Source organism: Formosa sejongensis (assembly GCF_033447105.1).
In the GTDB taxonomy this organism is placed as follows: Bacteria; Bacteroidota; Bacteroidia; order Flavobacteriales; family Flavobacteriaceae; genus Formosa.
The window spans coordinates 1-25,023 of sequence record NZ_JAWQUN010000025.1 but is presented as its reverse complement, the minus strand read 5'-3'; the positions used below and the strand labels follow the sequence as shown (position 1 = coordinate 25,023).

The 25,023-nt window shown below is 32.0% G+C and carries 24 protein-coding genes; 10 read left to right on the top strand and 14 right to left on the bottom strand.

Going from position 1 to position 25,023, the window contains the following annotated elements; translation table 11 throughout:
- Positions 1–51 precede the first annotated feature (51 nt).
- The 6 genes from R6X41_RS17010 to R6X41_RS16985 all read right to left on the bottom strand — a co-directional run bounded on the left by R6X41_RS17010 (position 52) and on the right by R6X41_RS16985 (position 6,442).
- The gene (locus R6X41_RS17010) at positions 52–1,215 is read right to left on the bottom strand and encodes a sigma-54-dependent transcriptional regulator (protein WP_318501559.1); all 1,164 of its coding nucleotides are present in this window, start codon (positions 1,213–1,215) and stop codon (positions 52–54) included.
- A 56-nt stretch (positions 1,216–1,271) separates the two neighbouring features.
- The gene (locus tag R6X41_RS17005) at positions 1,272–2,120 is read right to left on the bottom strand and encodes a mechanosensitive ion channel family protein (RefSeq protein ID WP_318501558.1); all 849 of its coding nucleotides are present in this window, start codon (positions 2,118–2,120) and stop codon (positions 1,272–1,274) included.
- Positions 2,121–2,122: 2 nt separating this feature from the next.
- The gene (locus R6X41_RS17000; protein ID WP_318501557.1) at positions 2,123–3,430 is read right to left on the bottom strand and encodes an ABC transporter permease; all 1,308 of its coding nucleotides are present in this window, start codon (positions 3,428–3,430) and stop codon (positions 2,123–2,125) included.
- 2 nt (positions 3,431–3,432) lie between these two features.
- Positions 3,433–4,362, bottom strand: a complete 930-nt coding sequence (locus R6X41_RS16995) for an ABC transporter ATP-binding protein (protein WP_318501556.1) — start codon at positions 4,360–4,362, stop codon at positions 3,433–3,435.
- 299 nt (positions 4,363–4,661) lie between these two features.
- Positions 4,662–5,795, bottom strand: coding sequence for a molecular chaperone DnaJ (dnaJ, locus tag R6X41_RS16990; RefSeq protein WP_318501555.1), 1,134 nt, complete (start codon positions 5,793–5,795; stop codon positions 4,662–4,664).
- Between the two features lie 59 nt (positions 5,796–5,854).
- Positions 5,855–6,442, bottom strand: coding sequence for a nucleotide exchange factor GrpE (locus R6X41_RS16985; RefSeq protein WP_412176277.1), 588 nt, complete (start codon positions 6,440–6,442; stop codon positions 5,855–5,857).
- Between the two features lie 99 nt (positions 6,443–6,541).
- On the opposite strand from R6X41_RS16985, the gene R6X41_RS16980 reads away from it, so the two are divergent.
- On the top strand, positions 6,542–7,213 hold the full coding sequence (locus R6X41_RS16980) for a YceI family protein (protein WP_318501554.1): 672 nt from the start codon (positions 6,542–6,544) through the stop codon (positions 7,211–7,213).
- 52 nt (positions 7,214–7,265) lie between these two features.
- Here R6X41_RS16980 and R6X41_RS16975 read toward each other — a convergent pair whose 3' ends face one another.
- The 3 genes from R6X41_RS16975 to mnmC2 form a co-directional block, all read right to left on the bottom strand.
- The gene (locus R6X41_RS16975) at positions 7,266–8,174 is read right to left on the bottom strand and encodes a TIGR01777 family oxidoreductase (protein ID WP_318501553.1); all 909 of its coding nucleotides are present in this window, start codon (positions 8,172–8,174) and stop codon (positions 7,266–7,268) included.
- Between the two features lie 107 nt (positions 8,175–8,281).
- Positions 8,282–8,851 (bottom strand): pentapeptide repeat-containing protein, encoded by a 570-nt coding sequence (locus R6X41_RS16970; RefSeq protein ID WP_318501552.1) that lies wholly within the window; start codon positions 8,849–8,851, stop codon positions 8,282–8,284.
- 9 nt (positions 8,852–8,860) lie between these two features.
- The gene (mnmC2, locus tag R6X41_RS16965) at positions 8,861–9,541 is read right to left on the bottom strand and encodes a tRNA (5-methylaminomethyl-2-thiouridine)(34)-methyltransferase MnmC2 (protein ID WP_318501551.1); all 681 of its coding nucleotides are present in this window, start codon (positions 9,539–9,541) and stop codon (positions 8,861–8,863) included.
- 180 nt (positions 9,542–9,721) lie between these two features.
- Between mnmC2 and R6X41_RS16960 the strand changes: the two genes are divergently transcribed.
- Positions 9,722–10,777, top strand: coding sequence for a branched-chain amino acid aminotransferase (locus R6X41_RS16960; RefSeq protein WP_318501550.1), 1,056 nt, complete (start codon positions 9,722–9,724; stop codon positions 10,775–10,777).
- 34 nt (positions 10,778–10,811) lie between these two features.
- Here the strand turns inward: R6X41_RS16960 and R6X41_RS16955 are convergent, their stop codons facing one another.
- The gene (locus R6X41_RS16955; protein WP_318501549.1) at positions 10,812–11,195 is read right to left on the bottom strand and encodes a pyrophosphohydrolase domain-containing protein; all 384 of its coding nucleotides are present in this window, start codon (positions 11,193–11,195) and stop codon (positions 10,812–10,814) included.
- A 590-nt stretch (positions 11,196–11,785) separates the two neighbouring features.
- Between R6X41_RS16955 and R6X41_RS16950 the strand changes: the two genes are divergently transcribed.
- Complete coding sequence (locus R6X41_RS16950) at positions 11,786–12,844, top strand: SRPBCC family protein (protein WP_318501548.1); 1,059 nt, start codon at positions 11,786–11,788, stop codon at positions 12,842–12,844.
- A 15-nt stretch (positions 12,845–12,859) separates the two neighbouring features.
- The gene (gene crcB / locus R6X41_RS16945; RefSeq protein ID WP_318501547.1) at positions 12,860–13,231 is read left to right on the top strand and encodes a fluoride efflux transporter CrcB; all 372 of its coding nucleotides are present in this window, start codon (positions 12,860–12,862) and stop codon (positions 13,229–13,231) included.
- On the opposite strand, the gene R6X41_RS16940 is transcribed toward crcB, so the two are convergent.
- Positions 13,228–13,839 (bottom strand): DUF1684 domain-containing protein, encoded by a 612-nt coding sequence (locus tag R6X41_RS16940; RefSeq protein WP_318501546.1) that lies wholly within the window; start codon positions 13,837–13,839, stop codon positions 13,228–13,230. The genes crcB and R6X41_RS16940 overlap by 4 nt on opposite strands.
- 229 nt (positions 13,840–14,068) lie before the next feature.
- Between R6X41_RS16940 and R6X41_RS16935 the strand changes: the two genes are divergently transcribed.
- Entirely contained in the window at positions 14,069–15,280 is a 1,212-nt protein-coding gene (locus R6X41_RS16935; RefSeq protein WP_318501545.1) for an MFS transporter, read from the top strand.
- Between the two features lies 1 nt (position 15,281).
- On the opposite strand, the gene R6X41_RS16930 is transcribed toward R6X41_RS16935, so the two are convergent.
- Positions 15,282–16,304 carry a LacI family DNA-binding transcriptional regulator gene (locus tag R6X41_RS16930; protein ID WP_318501544.1) on the bottom strand — a complete coding sequence of 341 codons (1,023 nt, stop codon included), beginning with the start codon at positions 16,302–16,304 and terminating at the stop codon, positions 15,282–15,284.
- 134 nt (positions 16,305–16,438) lie between these two features.
- Positions 16,439–16,891, bottom strand: a complete 453-nt coding sequence (locus R6X41_RS16925) for an Lrp/AsnC family transcriptional regulator (RefSeq protein WP_318501543.1) — start codon at positions 16,889–16,891, stop codon at positions 16,439–16,441.
- A 116-nt stretch (positions 16,892–17,007) separates the two neighbouring features.
- Between R6X41_RS16925 and R6X41_RS16920 the strand changes: the two genes are divergently transcribed.
- Complete coding sequence (locus R6X41_RS16920; RefSeq protein ID WP_318501542.1) at positions 17,008–17,415, top strand: hypothetical protein; 408 nt, start codon at positions 17,008–17,010, stop codon at positions 17,413–17,415.
- Between the two features lie 92 nt (positions 17,416–17,507).
- On the opposite strand, the gene R6X41_RS16915 is transcribed toward R6X41_RS16920, so the two are convergent.
- On the bottom strand, positions 17,508–19,964 hold the full coding sequence (locus R6X41_RS16915) for a helix-turn-helix domain-containing protein (protein WP_318501541.1): 2,457 nt from the start codon (positions 19,962–19,964) through the stop codon (positions 17,508–17,510).
- A gap of 531 nt (positions 19,965–20,495) precedes the next feature.
- On the opposite strand from R6X41_RS16915, the gene R6X41_RS16910 reads away from it, so the two are divergent.
- From R6X41_RS16910 to R6X41_RS16895, 4 genes are read left to right on the top strand one after another with little or no spacing between them, the layout of a single operon-like run.
- Positions 20,496–21,116 (top strand): hypothetical protein, encoded by a 621-nt coding sequence (locus R6X41_RS16910; RefSeq protein WP_318501540.1) that lies wholly within the window; start codon positions 20,496–20,498, stop codon positions 21,114–21,116.
- A 20-nt stretch (positions 21,117–21,136) separates the two neighbouring features.
- The gene (locus R6X41_RS16905) at positions 21,137–22,684 is read left to right on the top strand and encodes a hypothetical protein (RefSeq protein ID WP_318501539.1); all 1,548 of its coding nucleotides are present in this window, start codon (positions 21,137–21,139) and stop codon (positions 22,682–22,684) included.
- Positions 22,685–22,693: 9 nt separating this feature from the next.
- On the top strand, positions 22,694–24,418 hold the full coding sequence (locus tag R6X41_RS16900; protein WP_318501538.1) for an OmpA family protein: 1,725 nt from the start codon (positions 22,694–22,696) through the stop codon (positions 24,416–24,418).
- A 26-nt stretch (positions 24,419–24,444) separates the two neighbouring features.
- The gene (locus R6X41_RS16895; protein WP_318501537.1) at positions 24,445–24,783 is read left to right on the top strand and encodes a hypothetical protein; all 339 of its coding nucleotides are present in this window, start codon (positions 24,445–24,447) and stop codon (positions 24,781–24,783) included.
- The last annotated feature ends 240 nt before the right edge of the window (positions 24,784–25,023 follow it).

Here is a 25,023-nt window from a genome sequence, read left to right as displayed (position 1 = left end):
AAAGGCTCTAAACTATTACGTTTAGTGCCCTTTATATATTTAATAAATTTATTATTTGGTTGCGTATAATTTCACATCGCTTTCTTTAACGGTGTCACCACTTAAAATAATAAGTCGCTCTACTACATTTCTAAGTTCTCTAATATTACCTGTCCAATCGTAAGATTTCAATAATTTAATTGCCGTGTCGGAAAACTCTTTTTTCACATTGCCTTGTTCTCCTGCAATTTTATCAGAAAAATAATCTACTAACAACGAGATATCTTCGCGTCTATCGTTTAAAGCGGGCACCTGTATTAAAATTACAGCTAATCTGTGGTATAAATCTTCTCTAAAACGTCCTTCTTCAATTTCCTTTTTCAAATCTTTATTGGTAGCAGCAACTACACGAACATCTACTTTAATATCTTTATCGCTACCAACTCGTTGCACACGGCTTTCTTGAAGCGCACGTAGTACTTTAGCCTGGGCAGACAAACTCATATCTCCTATTTCGTCTAGAAAAACAGTTCCACCATTAGCGGCTTCAAACTTCCCTGCTCGGTCTTTATTTGCGCTTGTAAAAGCACCTTTAACATGACCAAAAAGTTCACTTTCTATTAATTCGCTAGGTATGGCTGCACAATTTACTTCTACCATCGGTCCGCTAGCACGCTCACTTTTTTGATGTAACCAATGTGCGACTAGTTCTTTTCCTGTTCCGTTGGCACCAGTAATTAGTACACGAGCTTCTGTGGGTGCAACTTTTTCAATAATATCCTTTATACTCGCAATCGCTGGACTTTCCCCAATCATTTGGTAATTCTTACCAACTTTAGTTTTAAGAATTTTGTTTTGAACAACCAAATTCTTTCTATCCAAGGCATTTCTAACCGTATTTAATAAACGGTTTAAATCTGGTGGTTTCGAAATATAATCGAACGCCCCCAGACGCATAGTTTGTACAGCTGTATCTAAATCACCATGACCAGAAATCATAACAATTGGAATTTCTGGTTTTAATATTTTTGCGGCTTCTAAAACTTCGACTCCGTCCATTTTCGGCATCTTTATATCGCATAAAACCAAATCGTAGTCTTCATTTTTAATCATCTCAATTCCAATTAAACCATCTTCTGCTTCCTCCAGATGATAGGTTTCATTTTCTTCGGATAAGATTTTAACCAAAACTCTTCGAATGGCTGCTTCATCTTCTACAATTAAAATTTTTGGCATATTGTTGTATTTAAATGGTGTTGATAATATATCAACGCGTTTTAATAATATAAATTTTACTTGATTGTTTTTTCTAAACCTGGAGCCGAAACCACATGCAAATCACGTTGTGGAAACGGAATAGAAATATTATGAGCTCTAAATAGTTTTTCTATTTTAAAACGCACATCGCTTCTAGGTCCTTCACCTAAAAAACTATCTCTTAATGTAAATACTATACGAAATGTTAACGCACTATCGCCAAAATCCATAAACAGTACACGAGGTTCAGGAAACTCAACTATGTCTGGGTGGTTTTCTACCGATTGTAATAACAATTTTTCAACTAACTCTACATCGCTACCGTAGGCTACACCAACAGAAACAGAATCTTTAGTTTCTTTTCCATTTTGTGTCCAATTATACAAACTACTTGTCAGGAAAATATGATTAGGGATAATAATAACACGATTATTTAGGGTGACAGCTCGGGTTGTTCTCAATTTTATTTCTTCAACACGACCAATTTTATTGTCAATTTCTATAACATCTCCAACGTGTACTGATTGATCTATAATGATAAACACACCAGAAATTATATCCTGAATTAACGTTTGCAATGCCAAACCAACACCTATTAATAAGGCTGCTGAAGCCGCAAATACAGCAGTAACATTTATACCTATAGAGTCGAATGTGATTAATAAGATAATTAAATAAATAATCCAACTGGCATAAGAAAACAGCATTTCAAATTTTACTTTATCTGAAACAGGCAATTTTCTTGAGACTAATCTACTTAATAACTTAAGCAATCTGGACGTTATAATAATCACGATTAAGATAACCAAAATCGCTTTTACAGATACAGAAATATCTTCGCCTAAATGAAATGAAAAATTGAAAAATTCGCTAAGTTGTCTCATCACTAATACTTAATCCATTTAATTAATTCCTTATATGTAGGTTTTTTTCCATACATTAAAATCCCAACACGATAGATTTTCGCCGCAAACCAAACTGTAATTAAAAACGAGGCTATTAAAAGTAATAACGACAAAAGCTGTTGCCATATTGGAACTCCAAAAGGAATTCGCATTAGCATAACAACAGGTGATGTTAAAGGTATAAACGAAAATATAGTTGAAACGGTTCCGTGTGGGTCCTCAATAACAGTAAAAAATCCGATGTAAACAGATAATACTAGCGGCATTAAAATAGGAAAAACAAACTGTTGCGTATCGGTTTCGTTATCTACCGCAGCTCCAATTGCAGCATACATTGAACTATATAATAGATATCCTGCAATAAAAAACATCACAAATGCAATAATTAAATTGGTGAGTGGTAAATGGTAAAAACCTGCCAACACCGTACTTATTTGTCCGTTTAATTGCTGATCTAAAATAGATTGCTGAACGACTTGTTGCTGTGGCGTTTGACTCATATCTATTCCGAAGACAAATCCAACCAATGCTGTTAAAAATCCGCCTAAAATAATCCAAATAATAATTTGAGTAATCCCTGCTAAAGACGTTCCTATAATTTTCCCTAGCATAAGCTGCATCGGTTTTACTGAAGAAATAATAACCTCGATAACACGACTGGTTTTCTCTTCAATAACACTACGCATAATCATATTACCATAAATAATAATGAACATAAAGAGCAAATAACCTGCAGCACCACCAAATGCTAGTTTAATTATACTTTCGACTTTTGAAGTTTTTTCTCCTGAAAAATTTTCTTGAATGATGCTTACATCAATTTTGGCAGACTCAATTTTATCTAAATCTACACCAACTTGTTGCAACTTTACATCTGTTAAAGATTTTTCTACCTTACCTTCTAACTCCGAAACAATTGATAATGAAGGAGAGTCTTCAGAATAAAACTTAACGTGATTTTCTAAATAATTAACATCTTCACTTTTTTCAATATGCAATAATCCGTAATCTTCTTGCGCATTTACCAATACCTTGGCAGCTTCTAAATCTATATTTGTTAAGAATTTATATTTTGTAGTTTCTGTATCTTTAAATGCATTTGAAACTAAACCCGATTCGTCTAAAATCGCTATAGTTCGCACCTTATGACTACTAATTTGAGATAAATAGGCCACAGTCGCAATAAGCGCAATAAGTACAACAGGACTTATAACAGTCATCACAATAAATGCTTTATTTTTAACTTTCGTTAAGTACTCTCTTTTAATTATGAGTGGTAAATGATTCATGTTTAACTATTGTTCTGAATGGCTTTAATAAAAATATCGTTTGTGCTTGGCAACAATTCTACAAAATGAGACACTTCTCCTTTAGTAGTTAAATAACGTAATAAGTCGTTAGAATTTTCGGTTGAAGACATTTTCACATTCAATTTTAACTGTTCGTCTATAGTTTTGAATTGAGCTGGAGACACTTCAAATTTTTCAGTTAATTCTCTATGTAGCCCCTCTATGTTAGAAGTTTTTACTCCAATCTCGTAAGAGTTACTTTTATATTGCCTCTTAATTTCGGTAAGTTTACCGTCTAATATTTTATTCGATTTATTAATCAATGCAATATGATCACATAACTCTTCGACAGACTCCATGCGGTGTGTTGAAAAAATCACGGTAGAGCCATTATCTCTTAAACGTAAGATTTCGTCTTTTATTAAGTTTGCATTTATCGGGTCGAATCCTGAGAAAGGTTCGTCGAAAATCAGCAATTTAGGTTCGTGTAAAACGGTAACCACAAATTGGATTTTTTGCGCCATTCCTTTAGATAATTCTTGAATTTTCTTATTCCACCAATCACCTATTTCTAAACGATCGAACCAATAATGCAATCTTTTTTTTGCTTCAGCTTTGCTTAAACCTTTTAATTGCGCTAAGTATAAAGCTTGCTCTCCAACTTTCATAGATTTATATAAACCGCGTTCTTCTGGCAAGTAGCCGATATCCTTTACATGGTGATTTTTTAAAGGTTCTCCATCTAAAATAACATGCCCTGAATCTGGCATCATAATCTGATTTATAATTCGGATTAAAGTGGTCTTTCCAGCACCGTTTGGTCCTAATAAACCAAAAATACTACCTTGAGGAACTTCTATAGAAACGTCGTTAAGCGCCGTGAAATTTCCAAATTTTTTAGAAATATTATGGGCTTCTAATATGTTATGCATTCGTGAGTTTAGTTTATTGAGGATGTAAATATATTAAATGTAAGACAACAACTTTAATAATAGTTCTTAAAAACCAGTTATTCCTAAAATCACAAAACCCACCCTTAAATAAACCTAAGGATGGGAAAAAAATTGCTATGAAAAAGAAAAAAATTACTAATTGTATTTAGTAATAAACCAAATATAGTGCTTTATATTAAGTATCTCCTAATTTTTTAATAAATTTTTTACGAAATACATAAAATAAAAACATCCACCGTATTCTGGTGGATGTTTTAAGTTGTATTTGGAATTGATTTTTAAGAAAACATATCTTTTACTTTCTCAAAAAACGACTTATCTGAACTTTCTGGTTTTGGTAAAAAATGTTCATCATCACGCATGGTTTCAAAAAAGTCTTTTTGTTGCTTATTTAATGTTTTAGGTGTCCATACATTAACATGTACTAATAAATCACCTTTCGCATAACCATTTATATTAGGAATTCCTTTTCCGCGTAAGCGTAAAATTTTACCAGATTGTGTACCTGCTTCAATTTTAATACGCACCTTACCGGTTACAGTTTCAATTTCTTTAGATGTTCCTAAAACTGCATCTGGAATACTTACATACAAATCAAAATGAAGATTATCGCCTTCACGTTGTAAGCTGCTGTGTTCTTCTTCTTCGATTGCGACTAACAAGTCTCCTGAGATTCCCATAGTTCCTGGCGCTTCGTTACCTTTTCCTGTAACTTTAAGCTGCATACCATCTACTACTCCTGCAGGAATTTTAATAGAAACCGTTTCTTCTTTAACGACTAACCCTTGAGCATCTGCATCGTTAGGTTTTTTATCGATTGTTTGACCAGAACCACCACAAGCATTACAAGGTGCTGCTGTTTGCATGCGTCCTAAAATAGTATTTGCAATACGTGTAACTTGACCAGAACCTTGACATGTAGAACATGTATTATATGTAGTTCCTGGCGCTTGTACTTTACGTCTTACTTTTACTTTCTTTTCTACACCGTTAGCAATTTCTTCTAGTGTTAGTTTTACACGAATTCTAAGGTTACTTCCTTTTACTCGGCGTTGGCCACCGCCACCACCAAATCCTGAAAATCCGCCGCCGCCGCCAAAGCCACCACCTCCGAAGATATCTCCGAATTGGCTAAAAATGTCGTCCATATTCATATGGCCTCCACCACCATAACCGCCGCCACCGCCGCCTTCGAATGCTTGGTGACCAAATTGGTCATAACGTGCTTTTTTGTCTTGATTGCTTAAAATTTCGTAAGCTTCTGCCGCTTCCTTAAATTTAGTTTCAGCATCTTTGTTATCTGGATTCTTATCTGGGTGAAACTCAATTGCTTTTTTTCTGTAAGCTTTTTTGATTTCAGCTGCAGTAGCATTTTTCTGAACACCTAAAATTTCGTAATAATCTCTCTTCATTGTGTGTGTCACTTTCGACCGTTAATATTGTTTACACTATAGTATATAATGTGAATGTGTTATTGTCCGATTACAACTTTAGGAAAACGAATTACCTTCTCTCCTAATTTGTAGCCTTTTTCAATAACATCTATAATTTTTCCTTTTAAATCTGGTGTTGGCGCAGGAATTTGTGTAATTGCTTCATGATGGTCTGCATTAAAAACATCGCCAGCTTCTGCTTCTACAATCTCTAAACCTTTAGATTGTAATAGGTGATTAAGTTTGTTTTTAATTAGCTCTACTCCTTTTAAAAGATTCTTTTCTTTTGTTTTAGAAATTTCACTGTAAGCACGATCAAAATCGTCAACCACAGGCAATAAGGCTACCATGACATCTTGATTGGCAGTTTTAAATAACTCGATACGCTCTCTAGAAGTTCGTTTTTTATAATTTTCGAACTCAGCAAACAATCTTAAAAATTTATCTTTTTCTGCATCCAATTTAATTTGCAAATCTTCCTCTACAGATAATTCCTGATTCTCACTTACTTGCTCTTCAACTTGATCTTGTATATTGTCGTTTTCCACGTCTTTTTGAATCTCTTCTTTACTCATGTCTTTCTTTTTTAAATAAACACTACCGATTGAAGGCAAAAGTACTGCCATCTTTCAAAATTTGTCAAAATGTCATAAATAAATTTTACCTTTCTTTCATTAGTCCTTGTATTTTAATTATTTTTGAAATTAAACTTAAAACAAGTCAATATGAAAAATAGAATTTTAACGTTAATGTGTGTATTAACAATAGGTACATCTGCTACTTCCTGTAAAAACAACGCCAAAGAGGTTGATGCCACTGCCGCAGAACCCGTAGCTAAAAGTGCTATGTCTTCAGCAAAATATAATGTAGATGTTTCTAATTCGACAATTGAGTGGAAAGGTTTTAAACCTACAGGAACGCATAATGGAACAGTGAACATAGAATCTGGCGTGCTTACTTTAGAAGATAACACCTTACAAAGTGGTACTATAATTATAAATATGAATAGTATTGTTGCTTTGGATGTTGAAGGTGATAAAAGACAAAATTTAGAAGCGCATTTAAAAGGTACTGTTGAAGGTAAAGAAGGTGATTTTTTTAATGTAAACAAATACCCAAGTGCTGGATTTGAAATCACTGGAGTTACTACAGACAGCGCGGGTAAAACAATCCTTTCTGGAAATTTAAAATTGAAAGATATTCAGAAAAATGTATCATTTCCTGTTACTGTTTCTACCAGTGGAAATACCTTGAGTATTGTAAGCGAAACTTTTGAAATTGACAGAACAGTATGGGGTGTAAATTACGGTTCGAAATCTGTTTTCGATAATCTTGGAGACAAATTTATAAACGATGAGATTGCTTTAACTATTAAAGTTAATGCTTCAAAATCTTAAAACATAAAAGATTTCAATTAAACAAAAGACTATCTGAAAAGGTAGTCTTTTTTTATGCCAATAATTGTAATAATGCTGGCTGAAGATTTGGATATTTAAATACGAAGCCTTTATTTTCTAGTTTTTTACTACTTACTCGCTGACTACAAAACAATAAGTCATGCATTTCTCCTAAAGCAATTTTCATTACAGCTTTCGGGATATTTGGTAAAAACATTGGCTTATCTAAAGTCTTCGCTATGGACTTTACTAATTCGCATTGTGCTACGGGATTTGGAGCTACAGCGTTAAAAGTACCAACCTCACAGTATTTTAATATATACATAAACACACGAACAACATCGTCTACATGAATCCAAGATTGCCATTGTTCTCCTTTTCCAAAAACAGCTCCCAAACCTAAATCTATTGGTTTCTTAAATTCTGGCAAAGCGCCTCCTTCATTAGCAAGTACAAGTCCTATTCTTACTTTGGCAACTTTAACATTTAATCCAAAAAAGGTATCGACTTCAGCTTCCCAAGCTTTAACCACATCTCCTAAAAACGAACTGTTAATTTGAGTATCCTTTTCGTTATAAAGTCTGGTTAAAGAATCTGGATAAATGTTTATACCACTAGCAGAAATAATTTGAGAGACATTATGTTGCGGTAACGATTTTAATCCACGATGTAATAATCGTGTTGATAAAACACGGCTATCTAAAATTTCTTTTTTATTTGAAGTTGTCCAACGTTTAGAAACAGTACCTCCTGCTAAATGAATAATAACATTTATATCCTTAAAACAATCCGTATCTATTTCGTTGGTATTCGGATTCCAATAAAAGCCTTTATATTTTTTTTTAGTTACTATCTTATCCTTTCGGGTTGTTAAATAATTTACACTCAATTCCTTTTGGAGGCAAAGTTCCACTAATTTAGTACCCAAAAGTCCAGTAGCTCCTGTAATTAAGACTCCCATATTCTAATTTTTACACAAAAATACCAAATACACAAATGGTTATCCCCTACATTAAGTAAGGTTTAACAGTAATCTGGACAAACTTTAATTAATAATTTTAGAGTAACTTAATTAATATGAAGCTGATATTTCTGTAGCAACCCTTCTAAGTCTCCACTAGAAAACTTTGCACCCTTCATCTTATTACGCTCTGGATCTATATTGAAATTATATGCAGTTTGAAAATGAGTTCCTTCTAAATTAGAATTAAGAAACTGAGCATCTTGCAAATTACTTTCGTCGAAAACAGCTTCAGATAAATCGGTCTCATAAAATGAAGCTTGTTGCAATTCACAGTTTACAAATGCGGTTTGTTTCAGTTTTAAAAAATCGAATTGTGCCATTTGCAGATTACAATTATTAAAATTAAATCGCATTAAAAATGTACTGACATTCTTAAATTCCATTCCTAATAATTTACATCCTGAAAAAGAAACATCGTTAAGTGTTGTATTCTTAATTGTAGTATTGCTCAAATTACAATCTATAAACTCACATTCGTTAAAAACTATTCCTGAAAGATTTCCATTAGAAAAATCGCATTGCTCAAACGAACAGCCATCATAGTCTGCTAAAGGCAAAGGATTTTCCCTATAATTTTCTTTTTTAAACAACTCATCTTCAATAATAGGATTCATAATTTGTAATTATATAGGTTTATTTGCTCTTAACATTTCTCTTTTCCCCGGAGGTCCAGGAATACGCTCTACTAAAAACCCCACGGCTTGCATAGCACGTCTAGCATTACCTTGTGCCGAATATGTAACTAAAACACCGCCAGGCTTTAACGCTTTAATCATAATTTCAAAAACAGATTCTCCCCATAATTCTGGTTGAACTCGCGGTCCAAAAGCATCAAAATAGATAATATCATGCACGGCTTCGTCATCAATATAATCAAACATTTTTTGTTGTTTTGTTAACGAAAACCGATCTATAATTTCGTGTTTTGTTTCCCAAGACACCTCATGAAGCGCATTAAAAATAGAGTCTTGAGTTCCAGAAGAAATCTCTTTAGAATAATTAATATGAATCAAATCGTCTGCAGTTACAGGATAAGCTTCTACTCCTGTATAATTTATATTACACTTTAGATGTGCTGCTTCCAAACATGTTAAAAAAGCATTTAAACCCGTTCCAAACCCAATTTCTAAAATAGAAATATGACCTAATTCAGAATCCTTCTTTAACCGATATTGTAATCCTTCTTTAATAAAAACATGCAAAGCTTCTCGAATCGCACCATGTCTAGAATGATAAGTTTCATCTAAATCTGGTAAATAAATGGTTGAAGAACCATCTGCAGTTGTAATAATTTTACGTTCCAAAACAAGAAATATTGAGAAAGATTAATTAAAATATTAAAATCTAAATGAAGGTTCAGCTAATCTATAATTAGCAGTTATAGCAAGACGTAAATATACACGATTTTTAAAACCTTTTTGAAATTTTTATACTACTTTTATACTATATTTAGAACACTGTTTAATTAAGTAAATTGTAATATTTTGACAAATACGATTGAAATTACAAAAGCAAAAACAAGCAAGATACAAGATGTAGATTTTGAAAATTTGTCTTTTGGTAAAATTTTTACAGATCACATGTTTACTTGTGACTTTAAAAACGGCGAATGGCAGAAGCCAGAAATATCGCCTTATGCTCCTTTAACTTTAGATCCTTCAGCACGTGTATTCCATTATGGTCAAGCTGTTTTTGAAGGTATGAAAGCATATAAAGATGAAGCAGATAAAGTCTGGTTATTTCGACCAGAAGAAAATCTGAAACGTATAAATAAATCAGCAGAACGTTTGGCTATGCCTGCGTTTCCTCAAGATGTTTTTATGGATGGTTTAAAAACCCTTCTTAATTTAGATCAGGCTTGGGTAAAACCTGGTTTTGGAAACTCTCTTTACATTAGACCGTTTGTAATAGCTACAGAACCGGCAATTGCTGCGTCTCCTGCATTAGAGTACAAATTCTTAATTATTTGTTCGCCTGCACAATCTTATTATACTGGAGATGTTCGTGTTTTAGTTGCTGAACAGTTTAGTAGATCTGCTAACGGTGGTGTTGGTTTTGCAAAAGCGGCGGGAAATTATGCTGCTCAATTTTATCCAACTAGTTTAGCAAACAAAGAAGGTTTTCAACAAATTATCTGGACCGATGCAGATACACATGAGTATTTAGAGGAAGCAGGAACAATGAATGTCTTTTTTAGAATTGGCGACAACTTAGTTACTGCACCAACTAGCGAAAGAATTTTAGACGGAATTACTCGTAAAAGTATTATCCAGATTGCTAAAGATTCTGATATTAATGTAGAAGTTAGACCTATTAAAGTAAGTGAAATTGTTGAGGCTAGCAAAAACGGATCTTTAAAAGAAATTTTTGGTTCTGGAACTGCGGCTGTTGTTAGTCCTATTTCAGCTTTTTCTCATAAAGGAGAATCTTACGAGATTCCGAAACAAGAAAAAAGTTTCTCTTCTATCTTTAAAGAGAAGTTATTAAACATACAATATAATAAATCTGAAGACCCTTACGGTTGGAGACAAAGTATATAAAATAAAAAGAGCGACTAAATAGTCGCTCTTTTTATTACTTTAATATTGAAATAAGATCCGGTTTAGAATAATTAGGTCCTTTTATCACTTTCCCATCTGCTCTATAAATAGGCTCGCCGTCGTTATCTAACTTACTCATATTACTACGTTGTATTTCATTAAACACATCTTCAATTTTATGTTGTAAACCGTGTTCAATTATGGTTCCACATAAAATATAAAGCATATCTCCTAAAGCATCAGCAATTTCAACAAGGTCTTTATTGTTTACTGCTTCTAGATATTCCTCGTTCTCTTCTTTCATTAAATTAAAACGTAGCAGGTTTTTGTTTTCTCCCAAATCGGCACGCTGTGTTTCGCTATACTCTAATTTAAACGCAGTATAAAATGCTTTAACTGACTCTATTTTATTGTTCATATTACTAAAATATTATTTTTTTGATTACATTTACAAACTTGATAAATTAACAACAAACACAATGTTTTAGAGTTAATTATTAAGTATTTAAAATTTAAAGTTAGTATTTTTAATTAATTCGCAAGCACCCCATGTTTACAAATGGTCAACTGATTTTTGGAGTCATATTTTTTATAGTTTTTGTTATCTCTATAATTTACACTTATAAAAAAGATTTCGCTCTTCATAAAAAATATTACAGTGGTAGCATATGGGTTTTAGTGGGATTTATTGCCTTTCTTTTATTTATCATCAGCATAAAATTAATCTTTAAAGGCTAAAAGTTCTTTATATTTTTCACAAATTAATTTGTTTTTACTTCTCATTGAAAATCATTTAATTTTCAAACTAAAAATGAGCTCAAGAAATACTTTTCTATAGTTTTTATAATCTCTTTTAATATTCTACTAAAAGACACGGCAATCTAATCGGATTAAAAGCCTTCATTTACAGACAAACGACTAGAAAATCAACATAAACAAAGAACAAATACGCTTTTTAAAAAATTGAAATAAAATTGATTATCTTTGATTTTATCCAACGCTACTCTAATGAAATCTACCAAATATATTCTATTCATTTTACTAATTGCATTCATAGGTTCTGCCATTTATATCGCAGTCCAACCCAATGATTTTAGCTTCTCAAAAACTAAAACAATAGAAGCGCCACAAGAAGTTATATATAATTATGTAAGCGATTTAAACCACTGGAGTTCTTGGGCACCTTGGAAGAAAATGAGCACTTCAGATTCTATTTTAAACAGTAAAGAATACACCTGGTTGGAAGATAATGCTATTGGAAGAATTACTACTACTAGCTCATCAAAACCATCAACAATACACCAAGATATTATTTTTTCTGAATATCCTAAATCTCAATTAGATTGGAAAATTGATTCTACTTCTTCAAAAGCATCTACGGTTACTTTAACTATGAGTAGTAAAAATATTCCTTTTAAAAAGAAAGCATACTACGCTTTTTTTGGCACACCAGAAGAAGAACTTGCACCAAAATTTGAAACAAGTCTTACACAATTAGATTCTGCCATTTCAGCAAGTATGAAAGTGTATAGCATAACTATAAATGGCATTACAAACCACAGTGGTGGTTATTATTTATATAACACAACCTCTTCTAAGATTGACAATTATCAAGAAAAAGTACAAGCTATGATGCCTGAGATTACAAATTATGTTACCGAAAATCATATTGCAATGGCTGGATTTCCTTTTGTATTATATCATAAATGGGATAAAGAAAATAATGCTGTAATCTTCTCTTGCTGCGTACCTACAAGTACACAAGTTATAACGACTAATCCGAATATTTTAACGGGGATGTTACCTGCTTTCAAAACGCTTAAAACAACATTAAAAGGCGATTACGATTATTTAGATAAAGCGTGGGATTTAACATTCCAGCATTTAAACACCAATAGTTTAGAGCAAGCGAAGAGTAATATTATGTTGGAAACTTTCGTTACTAATCCGAAATATAAAATAAACCCTGCAGATTGGATTACTGAAATCTATGTCGCATTGGAAGAAGATTCAGATACAATTCCTCTAGAATTAAAAAACTTAAAATTACCGTTAGACGATAACTAAAATCTTTAAACACAAATGAAGCAATTGGTGTTGATTTTTATTGGAGGTGGCTTTGGAAGCATTTTAAGATTTATAATCAGTAAATATTTAAATGGTGCCAACACAGGCATTCCATACGGAACAATGTTTGCTAATGTTATAGGGAGTTTACTTATTGGAGCTATTTTAGGTTTGGCTTCTAAAAACCATTTTATCACACAGAATCACACCTTATTATTAGCTACTGGATTTTGCGGAGGATTGACAACATTCTCTACTTTTGCTTATGAAAATCATATGTTCCTAAAAACTGGTGACTTTATAAATTTTGCAATTTACACCTGTGTCAGTTTTATATTAGGCTTTTTAGCAGTGTTTCTCGGCGTATTTCTTATTAAGTATATTTAATCCTTAACAAACGCCTTTACTCCTGCTGTAATTTCTGTATTTAAATAGTTTACTCGAGGGACAATTGGACACGAATATTTTTCATTATAAGCACAGTATGGATTAAAAGCTGTGTTAAAATCTATAGTTATAATACTATCTTTTTCTTTATTGTTTACACGTAATTCAATATAACGGCCACCTCCATATGTAGATTCTCCATTTGTTAAATCTAAAAAAGGCAAGAACAGATAATCTTCATAACCTTCTTCATCTAGTAGATCCTGGCTCTCGTAAATTTTAAGATTGAAGTCTTCATCTTTTATTTTGAAGGTTACAATTCCAAACACACGTTGTTTTGCCAAGCGTTCTGTTGTTGTTGGCATTTCAAAAAAAGTACTATCTGGTGTATGTTTTAATTTCGCCTTTACAATGTATGTAGAATCTACTTCAAAAAAATCTAAACCCTTAAACACTTTTCTGTCCTTCTTTTTTAAAGGAGAGGTACTCGCATCTTTAAAACTTCCGTTTAATGATATTTGAAAAGGCGTATCTCCTACCAAAGGTTCTTTGTTTTGAAAACAAGAAAAAAAACAGAAAAACAAGAATATATATAAAACAGATTTCATTTAAATAATATTTGAGATTCAAAAATACAACTTATCATTTTTTTATTTAGATTTGAACTTGAAAATAAAATAATTCATGTTTATCAGAAAAAACTCGTATAAGCTTACACGCGTATCTTACCAAAGGTACTGGGCTTTCTGTATATAACATTTTTAAATATATTATATAAAAAACGTCCAACATTTTTAGAGTTGGACGTTTTTTTTTGCACTAATCAAACCTAAACCAATGAAAACAATTTTTAATAATTACATAGATACCTTTAGAGGACTATCTAACGAAGTTTGGTGGTTAGCTTTAATTACCTTAATAAACAGAGCGGGAACGATGGTAATTCCATTTTTATCGCTATATCTAACGAAGAATTTAAATTTCTCACTTATAGAAGTGGGATGGATTATGAGTGCTTTTGGTGGAGGTTCTGTTGTTGGTTCTTGGCTCGGAGGGAAACTAACCGATAAAATTGGATACTATAAAGTCATGGTTTTTAGTTTAGTGCTCTCAGGATTTCTATTTATAGGGTTGCAATTTTTAACCACCTTCGTTAGCATTACTATTGGAGTATTTGTATTATTAATGGCCGCCGATATGTTTAGACCTGCTATGTTTGTGGCTTTAAGCGCATACAGTAAACAGGAAAACAAGGTAAGGTCTGTAACATTAATTAGGTTAGCAATTAACTTAGGATTTTCTGCTGGGCCAGCCATTGGAGGATTAATTATTGTAACCTTAAGTTATGGCGGATTATTTTGGGTAGATGGTATTACATGTTTTTTGGCAGGAATATTACTATTGAATGTTTTACATCCTAAAAAGGCAAAGGTTACAGATAAGATAATAGTAGAAAATCCAAAATCGGCTTATAACGATATGAATTATATCATCTTTCTATTCGCTATGTTATTGTTCGGAATAGCCTTTTTACAATATTTCTCAACAGTTCCTTTGTTCTATAAAGAAGTACATCAATTATCTGAATTCCAAATAGGTTTATTAATGGGAATGAACGGTTTTGTTATTTTTGCTTTAGAAATGCCTTTGGTGAAATCTTTGGAGAAGTCATTATATTCTAAAACTGGATTAGTGCTTTTTGGAGCTTTATTAACGGCTATAAGTTTTATGTTTTTGAATATAAACAGCTGGGTTGGCTTTTTAGTTATCGGGATGTTGTTTATGACCATCGGAGAAATGATTGCTTTCCCTTTTTCTAATGCCTTTGCTTTAGAACGTGCTAAAAAAGGGAATCAAGGAGAATATATGGCATTGTATAGCATCTCATTTTCTATTGCTCACATTATTGCTCACAATTCTGGAATGCATTTAATAGCTAATTTTGGATACGAAATAACATGGCATGCAACAACCGCATTAATGCTTGCATGCATTGGTATTTTGTATTACCTAAAATTAAGAATGATAAGGCAAAAAGATAAACAGTAAATTAGAAATTACGTGTAGATTGACGAAAAACAATATCGGTTTCTATAACTTCTGTTGTAAATATATTCGAATCGTCTTTCTGTTCTAATTTATTAATCAGTTTTTTCACAGCTGCTGCCCCCATAATTTCACCATGTTGACTAATACAAGTTAATCTAGGATTAGAGTGACGAGCAAGTAAACCATTAGCAAAAGATATGACAGCCAAATTTTCCGGTATTTTATAATCATTTTCTTTTGCTAATTTCATTGCTGAAATTGCAGAAGATTCGTTTGTAGACACAATACCGTCTATATGATGATCGAACAACGGTTTAATCATTTTATCGTACTTTTTATAATCGGCTTCAGTAGTATTAATAACCAAATTAGAATCGAAAGGTAAATCATTTTGAATAAGTCCTTTTTTATAACCTTCAAAACGTAAACGACCAATGCTTAAATTTTGTAATGGAGATACAAAAGCAATATGTTTACAACCTTGCTTTACTAAAGAAGTTACAGCATCTGCCGCTGCATTTAAATCATCTATAATAATTTTATCACATTCTATATGTTCAGAAACACGATCGAACATAACTATCGGAAATCCAAATTTTACAGTATCTGAAAAATGACTAGAAGCTCCGTTTTCCTCAGTTTCTTCAGAAATAGCAAGTAAAAAACCATCTATACTACCTGTAGATAACATGTCTATAATTTCAACTTCCTTTTGGTAAGATTCGTTAGAAATACAAGTCATTATTCTATATCCATTCTTAGCAGCCTCCTTTTCTATACCTTGCAATACTTGCATGTAAAAATAGTTCAGCATATTTGGAATAATTACACCAATACTTTTAGTACGCTTATTCTTTAAACTTAAAGCATTATAATTTGGTCTGTAGTTCTTCTCTTTGGCGTAATTTTGAATTAAAATACGAGTTTCCTCACTAATCTCAGGAATATCATGAAGCGCTTTAGATACTGTTGAAACAGATACATTTAATGCCTTAGCAATATCTTTTAAGGTCGTTTTTTTCATGAAATTGGCTATTAATTTTAATTAGTGTGTTGTAATGTTTAAATTAATGATAGTAAAGCTAAAATTATAATAAATTATTGGAACTAAAAAGTGTAAAATCTTATATATATATTAAATATCTGAAGATTTTAAAGCTATTTAACGGAAGTATCTTTAACTAAAGGGTTATTTGACACAACATTAGACAAAACAATTTGAGTTTTAGTCTCTCCATAGGTTATTAACTGGTCGATAAACATTCCTAAATGTTTCTGATTTTTTAAAACAGCCTCCATAACTATGTTTTCATTCCCCGTTACACGGTAGCAATTAACCACTTCTTTAAAAGTTGAGACTTTCTCTAAAAATGGTTTTAAACGCCCCATAAAAACACGAAGGGTGATTATTGTTTTTAACTGATGTCCTGTTTCTATATAAGAAAGTTGAGTTATATAGCCTTCGATAATTCCTGCATCTTCCATTTTACGAATACGTTCGGCTACAGCAGGCGAGCTTATCCCAACGTTCTTTGCAATTACGGTATTAGATTGTCTTGAATTCTTTTGTAAACATTCTAAAATTTTCCAGTTAACGGCATCAAGTTGCATGTTTAAGGTATTTTAGAGTTAAAGTTTAATAATTAAACAAAAATACGTTTTAAACTTTAAAATCTAAATACATATTTAATCTTTAATAACTAATTTTGCACTAATTGTTAAGAAAGATGACACACTCACATAATACTAATATTAAGGACTTAATAATCTATCAAAAGTCGTTAGATATATTTAAATTATCTAGACATATTGCATCGTATATAACATATGATAAGGATATAATTTCTATGCATACATCAAAAAATCATTTGGATAAATATGCTGATAAATTAGTAATTGATGCATTAGGTTTGGTTCCTAAAATTGTTGAAGCTGAAAATGAAACTAATCAAATTCAGAAACTGAAATATGCCAAATCACTACGTTTTTTTATTGATAGGTTATATAACAATACGAGACATTTAGAATCTAGCAAATCGAATAGTTTAGATTTTATTAAATTACTACGGATAGAACTAAAAAAACTAAGAATTATACACAGACTTTATGTCCGTTCTTTAATACAACAGAATTGATTTAAAAGATAGTATTCTAATGATATTCGATTCCTATAGGGTTTACAAAAACACCTAAATTAATGAATACGTTACTATTAATATATTGAAGGTTACGATTCTAAGTTCGTTTTCTCTGAATTTATAGAGTCCAAAACTAAACGCAACTCACCATAACTATATTTATCATCCAATTGATTTTTTAATTCTGATAGGTTTTCAAATGTCTTTTGAGGAATAAGCTTATTTAATTCGTTATAATTTTCAGTAGACATTAAATCTAATATTTTGATTTCGCCTGAAGAAATATAACTTGCTAAATGACCAAATATAGTATTCTCGTTCAGATCTCTTTCAGCAGCTATATTACCAATAGTTTTACCCGATTTAAATAATTCTAAAGACGCTTTTTTTGTATCAATTTTGTCTTTTTTAGATTTTACTTCAATACGAATAGTCTCGTCAGATTCTGTTTGAATATCATTCTCATCACAGTAATCTCTAATAACATTTAATATAGCACTACCATATTTTTCAACTCTAGTTTTACCCATGCCATTAACTTCTAGAAGTTCATCTTTTGTTAAAGGTAAAACTTCACACATTTCATATAATGCCTTTTGAGTAAAAACCTGATAATGTATCAATTCATTATCAGTAGCAATCTCATTTCTAAGTACTCTTAACAATTCAAACAAATCGACATTAACTGTACCATCAACAACAGATTTTCGAGGTTTTCTAGGTTTATCTTTGGTTATAAACATAGATTTAGCTCGTAGTTCTAAAAGTAATTTTGTTGTAAAATTCTCTGACAGTCCATTAAAATAGAAAAGTTTAGATTCAAACAACTCTTCTATAACATCAATGTTTTTGGTAATGTCTCCTCCAATTGCTTTGTTATCTGTTGTAAAACTAAATTCTTTTAAAGGAATACCAATATTTGTTTCAGTCTCTGTTTTAAAATAAGAAATAGCCTTTTTAAAACGATTTTGAATTACGGTATTTAATTCTGGTAATTGATTATTCTCCGAAAGTTGTCTGAGTTGTGTATTAAAACCATTACTCACTTTTAATAAATTAGTAACTGCATTTTTAATGGTAACCATCTGCTGTTCTACATTTCCTTCAATACTATTTCGATTCTTATAAAAAATATCAAGAATTCTGTTTACAGGGTATAAAAATTCATAAAACCCGAAAATTTCAGCTACTAAATCGAGTTGAAACATTTTCTGCGAACTTTCTAAAATAGATTGGTCAGGTTCATTTGCTTCAGCATTCTTATTAAACGTAACAACGTGACTATCTGTAATAATTTGATTGGAACTAATTTTACTCTTTAAAACCAAACCTTCTAAAGACTTACATCTGCTTAAGGCTACATAAGTTTGTCCATGAGCAAATGCACCTCCAGCATCAATAATGGCTTTTTCAAAAGTTAAACCCTGGCTTTTGTGTATTGTAATGGCCCAAGCTAAACGTAATGGAATTTGGGTAAATGCTCCTATTTTATCTTCAGTAATAGCTTTTGTATCTGCATCGACATTGTAATTAATATTTTCCCAAACTTCGGCTTTAGTTACAATATCAAACTCATCATCGGCACAATGCACAGTAACTTCGTCTTTGGTTAATTGAATAATTTTTCCAATCTTACCATTAAAATAGCGTTTATCTTGACTGCTATCATTCTTTATAAACATAACTTGAGCACCGACCTTAAGTTGCAACGCTTCACTGTTAGGATAAGAAAACTCTGGAAATTTCCCTTCTACTTTGGCATTATAAGTAAACACTTTTGTTTTAAGTTTTTCTAATTCTAAATTATTTGTTGTATCGGCTTTGCTATTATGTGTAGTTAACGAAATATAACCTTCATCTGGTTTAGGAATAAAATCTGAAATGAATCTTTTGTTTAGTTCCTTAGCTGCAGATTCACTTAGTTCATTATTTCTAATCTCATTAAGAATCTCAATGAATTTAGGATTCTCTTGCCGGTATATATGTTTTAATTCAATAGTTACAGCGTTACATTGTTGATAGGAATGACTACTAAAAAAGAAACCATTTGCATACACATGTTTTAATAATTGCCATTCATTATCCCTTATAACAGGAGATAGTTGTTGCAAATCACCAATCATTAGTACTTGAACTCCACCAAACACTTTATTTCTATTTCTAAAACGACGCAATGTTTTATCGATACCATCAAGTAAATCGGCACGAACCATACTAATTTCATCAATAACTAATAAATCCATAGACTTAATAATATTGATTTTAGTCTTATTAAACTTTCTGTTAAAACCACTGGAATTATCCAAATCTGAATCTGGTAAGATAGGCCCAAAAGGTAATTGGAAAAATGAATGTATGGTAACTCCTTTCGCATTGATCGCTGCTACCCCTGTAGGGGCAATAATAACAAGACGTTTTAAGCTATTCGTTTTTAAGCGATGCAAAAACGTGGTTTTTCCAGTCCCAGCCTTACCTGTTAGAAAGATAGACCGATTTGTATTGTTTACAAATTCCCATGCTAAATCCAGTTCCTTATTGACAGCCATTACTTATGGTTTTAAAAAATAGTTTTTCAAGTTACTAATTTTGAAGTTTGATTAAGCTTGTTTTAAAAAAATAAAATAAGTTAATCCATCACCTATTAACAATGTCCATGTTTATTGACATGTTACATATGTGGCATATTTTGTTACATATGTAATATCCTTCTGGCACTTATTATTCTAAATTTACATCAGAAAATAAAATTCACCTTTTCTATTTGAATATAGGTTCTTTATAAAGACTAAAATTCTGTTTTTAATATCAATCTTGATATTAAAATTTTCAAACTATTACTGCTTAAAAAACAAAAAGACGCTATTAATCTGTGATAAAGGAAGTTAAAAAAAACCATCGTTTTTACCTTGCTTCCTTTTCTTAAAAAAATCAACAAATAAAATTACATGACACAGTACTTTATTTGTTTTCAAAAATAAGTTGTACTCACGAGACATGACTTACTAAACCTAGATAATAGGTTAGGATTATTAAAAATCTTCTATACCAAAGACAAAATCGCTAAAAATAAAACAATCATGAAAACACACCTAACACTATTAGCCATCCTACTATTAGTTGCCTGTAAGCAGGAACCTAATAAAAACACGGACCAATTAATTACAACAGAACAAATAATGGAAGTTGTAAACAATAACACAGGAAGCCCTACAAAAAGTAAAACTGTATCCAATGGCACCTTTCTATGTAAAATAAATGGTAAAGATTGGGCTTATACCGAGGCTTCTGGTATTGTTGATACACATGCAAAAACAAAAAAACGTACAGCAATAATTACGTTTAAAAAGAAACTCGATAAAGGCTCAGAAAGCGTACAGTTTTTTTATGATGCAGACACCAATCAGTTAGAAAAAGCTACAGCGATTCTAAAGACTCCAAAAAAAGGAGATGGTACAATGAGCGCTATGTACCAGCTACTTAATGAGGGAGGTAAGCGTTTACCAGATAGCGCAATTTCAGGAACTTTAGATTTGTCTAATGCTACAGTAGCATCTGGAACTGCAGAGGTTTCAAATATGAAAATCCGTTTTGAGGAAACTGAATTAGAAGATGCATCTATGGAAGTTATATCTTTTTCAGCATTAAAATTTACTGGTGTAGGCTACTCTGATCTTGATAAAGTGTTTGGCAATAAATAATTAATAAAAACAATACCATTATGAAAACTATAATCACACTATTGTTTGTTGCCTTTAGCTATGTTGGTTATGCGCAGCTCATTGACCCTTTCGGAAAAGTGGTTACACACGAAATTAAACTGGAAAAGTTAAAAAATGGTATGTATGCAGGTGCCATGGAATGGACTACTGGTGGTATAGATTCTTTACAAAGATTTGTTATAACTGGTTTAGATGTAAAAGCACCAGTACTAGTGCGTATAATTTCTAAAGCACCAGACCATAATATAGACCTGAGTTTTCATAAAAAAAATTGGGATAAAGTAGAGTCTAAAGTTTCTACAAACGGCGATAAGTTTGTAGATAAGATATTCAGAACTATGAATATAGTTGGAATTGGTGTACGTTCTGAAGTCGCTGGAATCCCTTATTTAATTTCAGTAAAAGTTGGTTTGCAGTTTCCTTCAACCCAATCATTAATTCGTATTACGGATAACAAAGAGGAATATACCCAACATATGCGTAAAATGGGTTTTACTGGACAACTTTTTGAAGATGATAATAATTCAAGCGGTTCTAACGCAGGAATCAATAACACACTAACCTATATAGTAATTGGATTATTAGCCATTATTACAATACTACTAGTTGTTTTTTTATTGAAAAGAAAAGCTGGAAAACATATAGCTTCATTATTAATTCTTTTAACTGTTGGGCAGTTTTGTATTGCACAAAGCAGTCAGCCTAAATTGGTGCCAGTGGGAGACTCAGGAGTATTTCTTGAATATAGAACAAGTAATGTAACTAATCAAGCACCAATTGCAATTGACAAACCACGTGTACGCGACACTAATGTAGAGGTGCCGTTACCTGAAGAAGGTGGTTTTGTACAGTACAGACCAGTACGTATCGAATCTAATCCAGGTTCAGTAGAATTATCTGAATCAGATGCTGCAAAAATTAGAGGAAGAATGGATGAAACAGATGAAAATTTTAATACTAATTATGGAGAAGATAGCCCAGGTGAACCTACAGAAGGAGACCAAAGAACATTACCGGTTGATAGATTCGATGAAGAATTAGATCAATTAAGAGCACAAGTACTACAATTGCAACAACAAGTTGATCTATTATCTCAGGAAGATGAAGCGTTTGATAGCGATAGTGATGCTGGAGGCGGAGCTTTGCTGTATTGCGAAGACCTTGACGCTTGCCAAGGCTGTGTAAGTGAAGGTATTGAAAAATTTAACAGGCATGTAGCTTATTGGAATTTCCTTCAGAAGTTTTATTTAAAAGAGGTCGATGATTTAAATGACAAGATTGAATATGGAAACACACTAGCTTCTATGCCAAGCTATGGAATTGCATGGGGACCGATTTTAACGACTGTAATAAGACCTGCGATGAACAATTTAAAAGCAGCTTACAATAAAAAATTTGATGAATATATCAATTCTATTGAAGCCGATCTTGAAGGTATCAGTGCTTGTTATCAAGGTCCGAATGGCAGGTTTCGTACTAACGATACTTACGAAATACAGGCTTATGCAATAATAAACTCTTTAAAAGCAGCAAGGATTAATAAATAAACAAGAATTATGAAAAAAATAAGTCTTTTTATACTAATTGCATTTTTAAGCTATTCTTGTGGCAACAAATCAAGTGAGACTGAAAACTCTGATGGAGATGTAAGTTCACATTCAGACAAAAGCACAATATCAGAGGCTTCTAGTAGTGATAGTGATAATCCTTCAGAACTAACGACTAATTCAGAATTAAACGACCTTCTTAATATGGGCAAAGTATTACTTGAAGGATCAGAAAAAAAAGGTGATCAGGTTTTACAGTTCGATACCGAAACACTGCTCGATATGTTAGAAAAAAGTGGAGCGTCTCGCGAGTCCATGGAAAAACTCATCAACAACCCAGACAGTCTTAGGGTACTTGCACAACAAGCCGTCAAAGAAAGACAAGAAGCTCATGATAATGAAGAACCTATCATAAAAGGAAAGATTACAAAAGAACAGTTGGCTTCAAAGAATACATCAACAGGTGTGTCCTTAGAAGAAGCTATTTTAATAGTACAAGCAGAATCTGGTCCTGAGGCAACCATGGCAAAATTGAAAACTATAGATTCTTTAGCAGGCACTAATATAATGTCTCAACTAGATTTTACCGAAGCAGGCTATGTGATGAGAGATGTAGAACGGAAAAATGAGATTAAATCTAGTGATGAAGAAGAGCATAAAATGAAAGAACTTCAGGATAAATCACGACAAATGCATAGTGAAAAAGAGTCTAGAGAACTACTCGCCGAATTGGAAGTAATAGAAAAGGCAATTGCTTCAGGAAAATTAAAAGCAAGTCCAAAATACCAACGTGCAATTACATACAGAAAAAAAAATGTTACCCAATTTCATAAAAGTATTGTTCGTAAATCGGAAGCAGCGAAACGGAAATTTAAAGCATTAAATCCAGATTTATTTTACGGTGATGAGGTTGGTGTAAGCTATGTTGGTAATCTTAATAAAACAGTGTATTTGCCATTGGGACCATTATCTTTTGCAGATGAGGTTGTACACGTTAATCACCCACAACTTTTAACACAAGAGGTAAATAATGTCCTTGGAGAACCCAATGTTATAGAATCCTTTGATGATGCTACAGGTATTTACAGCCTTGGACTTGCAGGTACACTAACTATTCGGTTTACAGATAATGCGTTAGTAGATGTTAATGGTCCAGATTTGTACTTATTTGAAATCGGACAATTAGAACCAACAGAACTCGAAATATCTAAAGATGGTAAATCTTGGATAAAAATAGGAAAGATAGATGGAGGAGTAGCAGAAGTAGATATTGCTCCTTTCGTAAAACCAAATGATCTGTTTTATTATGTACGCTTTAAAGATCTTATGGAAAAAAGCAGTATTCCAGGTGCAGATGTAGATGCCATTGCTGCTATTGGAGCTGCGATGCGTCTGAATTTAGATAGCCAAGTCTTATTCGATTCGGGTAAAAGTGACTTAAAACCAGAAGGTATTACTGCTTTAAAGGAATTGGTGAATAGTATCACAGTACTCAAAAAAGGAAAAGTAATCGTTGAAGGGCATACCGATAATGTGGGCAGCGAGACAATCAATAAATCCTTGTCTTTAGCACGTGCTCAAAGTGTATCAAAAGAATTAAGACAATTAATCCCAAGTACCCAATTTAAGTGGCAAGAAAAGGGCTATGGAGAATCTAATCCTATCGTAGATAATGATTCTGATGAAAATAGAAGTCAGAACAGACGAGTAGAAATATTGGTGGTTCCCAATTAATCAATGCTTAATAAAAACTATATATTATGAACACAAAATATATAATATTAAGTATAACATCCATTATTATGTTTCAAATAATGCATGCTCAAAAGCATAAACAAGATGAAATAGAAAAACTAAAAGAAATTTTAAACATTACAATTCCTGAAAATTTTAAAGTTGAATTAAATAATAATAATAATCCATTTTGTACAATAGATAACTTAAACCAAACTCTAGATTTAAGGGATGACCATCTTATAGTTACAAATACTATCAAAATAAATGTTAAAAATGAAGCACACACTGCACACTATAAAGGTCCTATACTTTGGAACCATAATTTTCAAATAGCTACAAATTCAGATGTAAAAATCAAATAAATATCTTTTAAATTTCATTTAAAGAACTAGACACTATTTTTATAAAAAGTAGTCTCAATGCTTATACAAGCAATCATAAATTAAAAGAATCGGCACTACATGATGTGACATGGATAGGAGATAAATACGTTAGCATTTTACTAACTCCAATAAAGGTTGACAACAAAATTAAATTCGAATTGAAAGACATTACCAAAAGCGGAAAATTAGAAAGACTCGATAAAACAGAAATAGATAAAA

Excerpts from the sequence above, each read along its gene's own strand:
- R6X41_RS17010 (WP_318501559.1), bottom strand. The coding sequence starts at position 1,215 with ATGCCAAAAATTTTAATTGTAGAAGATGAAGCAGCCATTCGAAGAGTT.
- R6X41_RS17005 (WP_318501558.1), bottom strand. The coding sequence starts at position 2,120 with ATGAGACAACTTAGCGAATTTTTCAATTTTTCATTTCATTTAGGCGAA.
- R6X41_RS17000 (WP_318501557.1), bottom strand. The coding sequence starts at position 3,430 with ATGAATCATTTACCACTCATAATTAAAAGAGAGTACTTAACGAAAGTT.
- R6X41_RS16995 (WP_318501556.1), bottom strand. The coding sequence starts at position 4,362 with ATGCATAACATATTAGAAGCCCATAATATTTCTAAAAAATTTGGAAAT.
- dnaJ (WP_318501555.1), bottom strand. The coding sequence starts at position 5,795 with ATGAAGAGAGATTATTACGAAATTTTAGGTGTTCAGAAAAATGCTACT.
- R6X41_RS16985 (WP_412176277.1), bottom strand. The coding sequence starts at position 6,442 with ATGGCAGTACTTTTGCCTTCAATCGGTAGTGTTTATTTAAAAAAGAAA.
- R6X41_RS16980 (WP_318501554.1), top strand. The coding sequence starts at position 6,542 with ATGAAAAATAGAATTTTAACGTTAATGTGTGTATTAACAATAGGTACA.
- R6X41_RS16975 (WP_318501553.1), bottom strand. The coding sequence starts at position 8,174 with ATGGGAGTCTTAATTACAGGAGCTACTGGACTTTTGGGTACTAAATTA.
- R6X41_RS16970 (WP_318501552.1), bottom strand. The coding sequence starts at position 8,851 with ATGAATCCTATTATTGAAGATGAGTTGTTTAAAAAAGAAAATTATAGG.
- R6X41_RS16955 (WP_318501549.1), bottom strand. The coding sequence starts at position 11,195 with ATGAACAATAAAATAGAGTCAGTTAAAGCATTTTATACTGCGTTTAAA.
- R6X41_RS16950 (WP_318501548.1), top strand. The coding sequence starts at position 11,786 with ATGAAATCTACCAAATATATTCTATTCATTTTACTAATTGCATTCATA.
- crcB (WP_318501547.1), top strand. The coding sequence starts at position 12,860 with ATGAAGCAATTGGTGTTGATTTTTATTGGAGGTGGCTTTGGAAGCATT.
- R6X41_RS16940 (WP_318501546.1), bottom strand. The coding sequence starts at position 13,839 with ATGAAATCTGTTTTATATATATTCTTGTTTTTCTGTTTTTTTTCTTGT.
- R6X41_RS16935 (WP_318501545.1), top strand. The coding sequence starts at position 14,069 with ATGAAAACAATTTTTAATAATTACATAGATACCTTTAGAGGACTATCT.
- R6X41_RS16930 (WP_318501544.1), bottom strand. The coding sequence starts at position 16,304 with ATGAAAAAAACGACCTTAAAAGATATTGCTAAGGCATTAAATGTATCT.
- R6X41_RS16925 (WP_318501543.1), bottom strand. The coding sequence starts at position 16,891 with ATGCAACTTGATGCCGTTAACTGGAAAATTTTAGAATGTTTACAAAAG.
- R6X41_RS16920 (WP_318501542.1), top strand. The coding sequence starts at position 17,008 with ATGACACACTCACATAATACTAATATTAAGGACTTAATAATCTATCAA.
- R6X41_RS16915 (WP_318501541.1), bottom strand. The coding sequence starts at position 19,964 with ATGGCTGTCAATAAGGAACTGGATTTAGCATGGGAATTTGTAAACAAT.
- R6X41_RS16910 (WP_318501540.1), top strand. The coding sequence starts at position 20,496 with ATGAAAACACACCTAACACTATTAGCCATCCTACTATTAGTTGCCTGT.
- R6X41_RS16905 (WP_318501539.1), top strand. The coding sequence starts at position 21,137 with ATGAAAACTATAATCACACTATTGTTTGTTGCCTTTAGCTATGTTGGT.
- R6X41_RS16900 (WP_318501538.1), top strand. The coding sequence starts at position 22,694 with ATGAAAAAAATAAGTCTTTTTATACTAATTGCATTTTTAAGCTATTCT.
- R6X41_RS16895 (WP_318501537.1), top strand. The coding sequence starts at position 24,445 with ATGAACACAAAATATATAATATTAAGTATAACATCCATTATTATGTTT.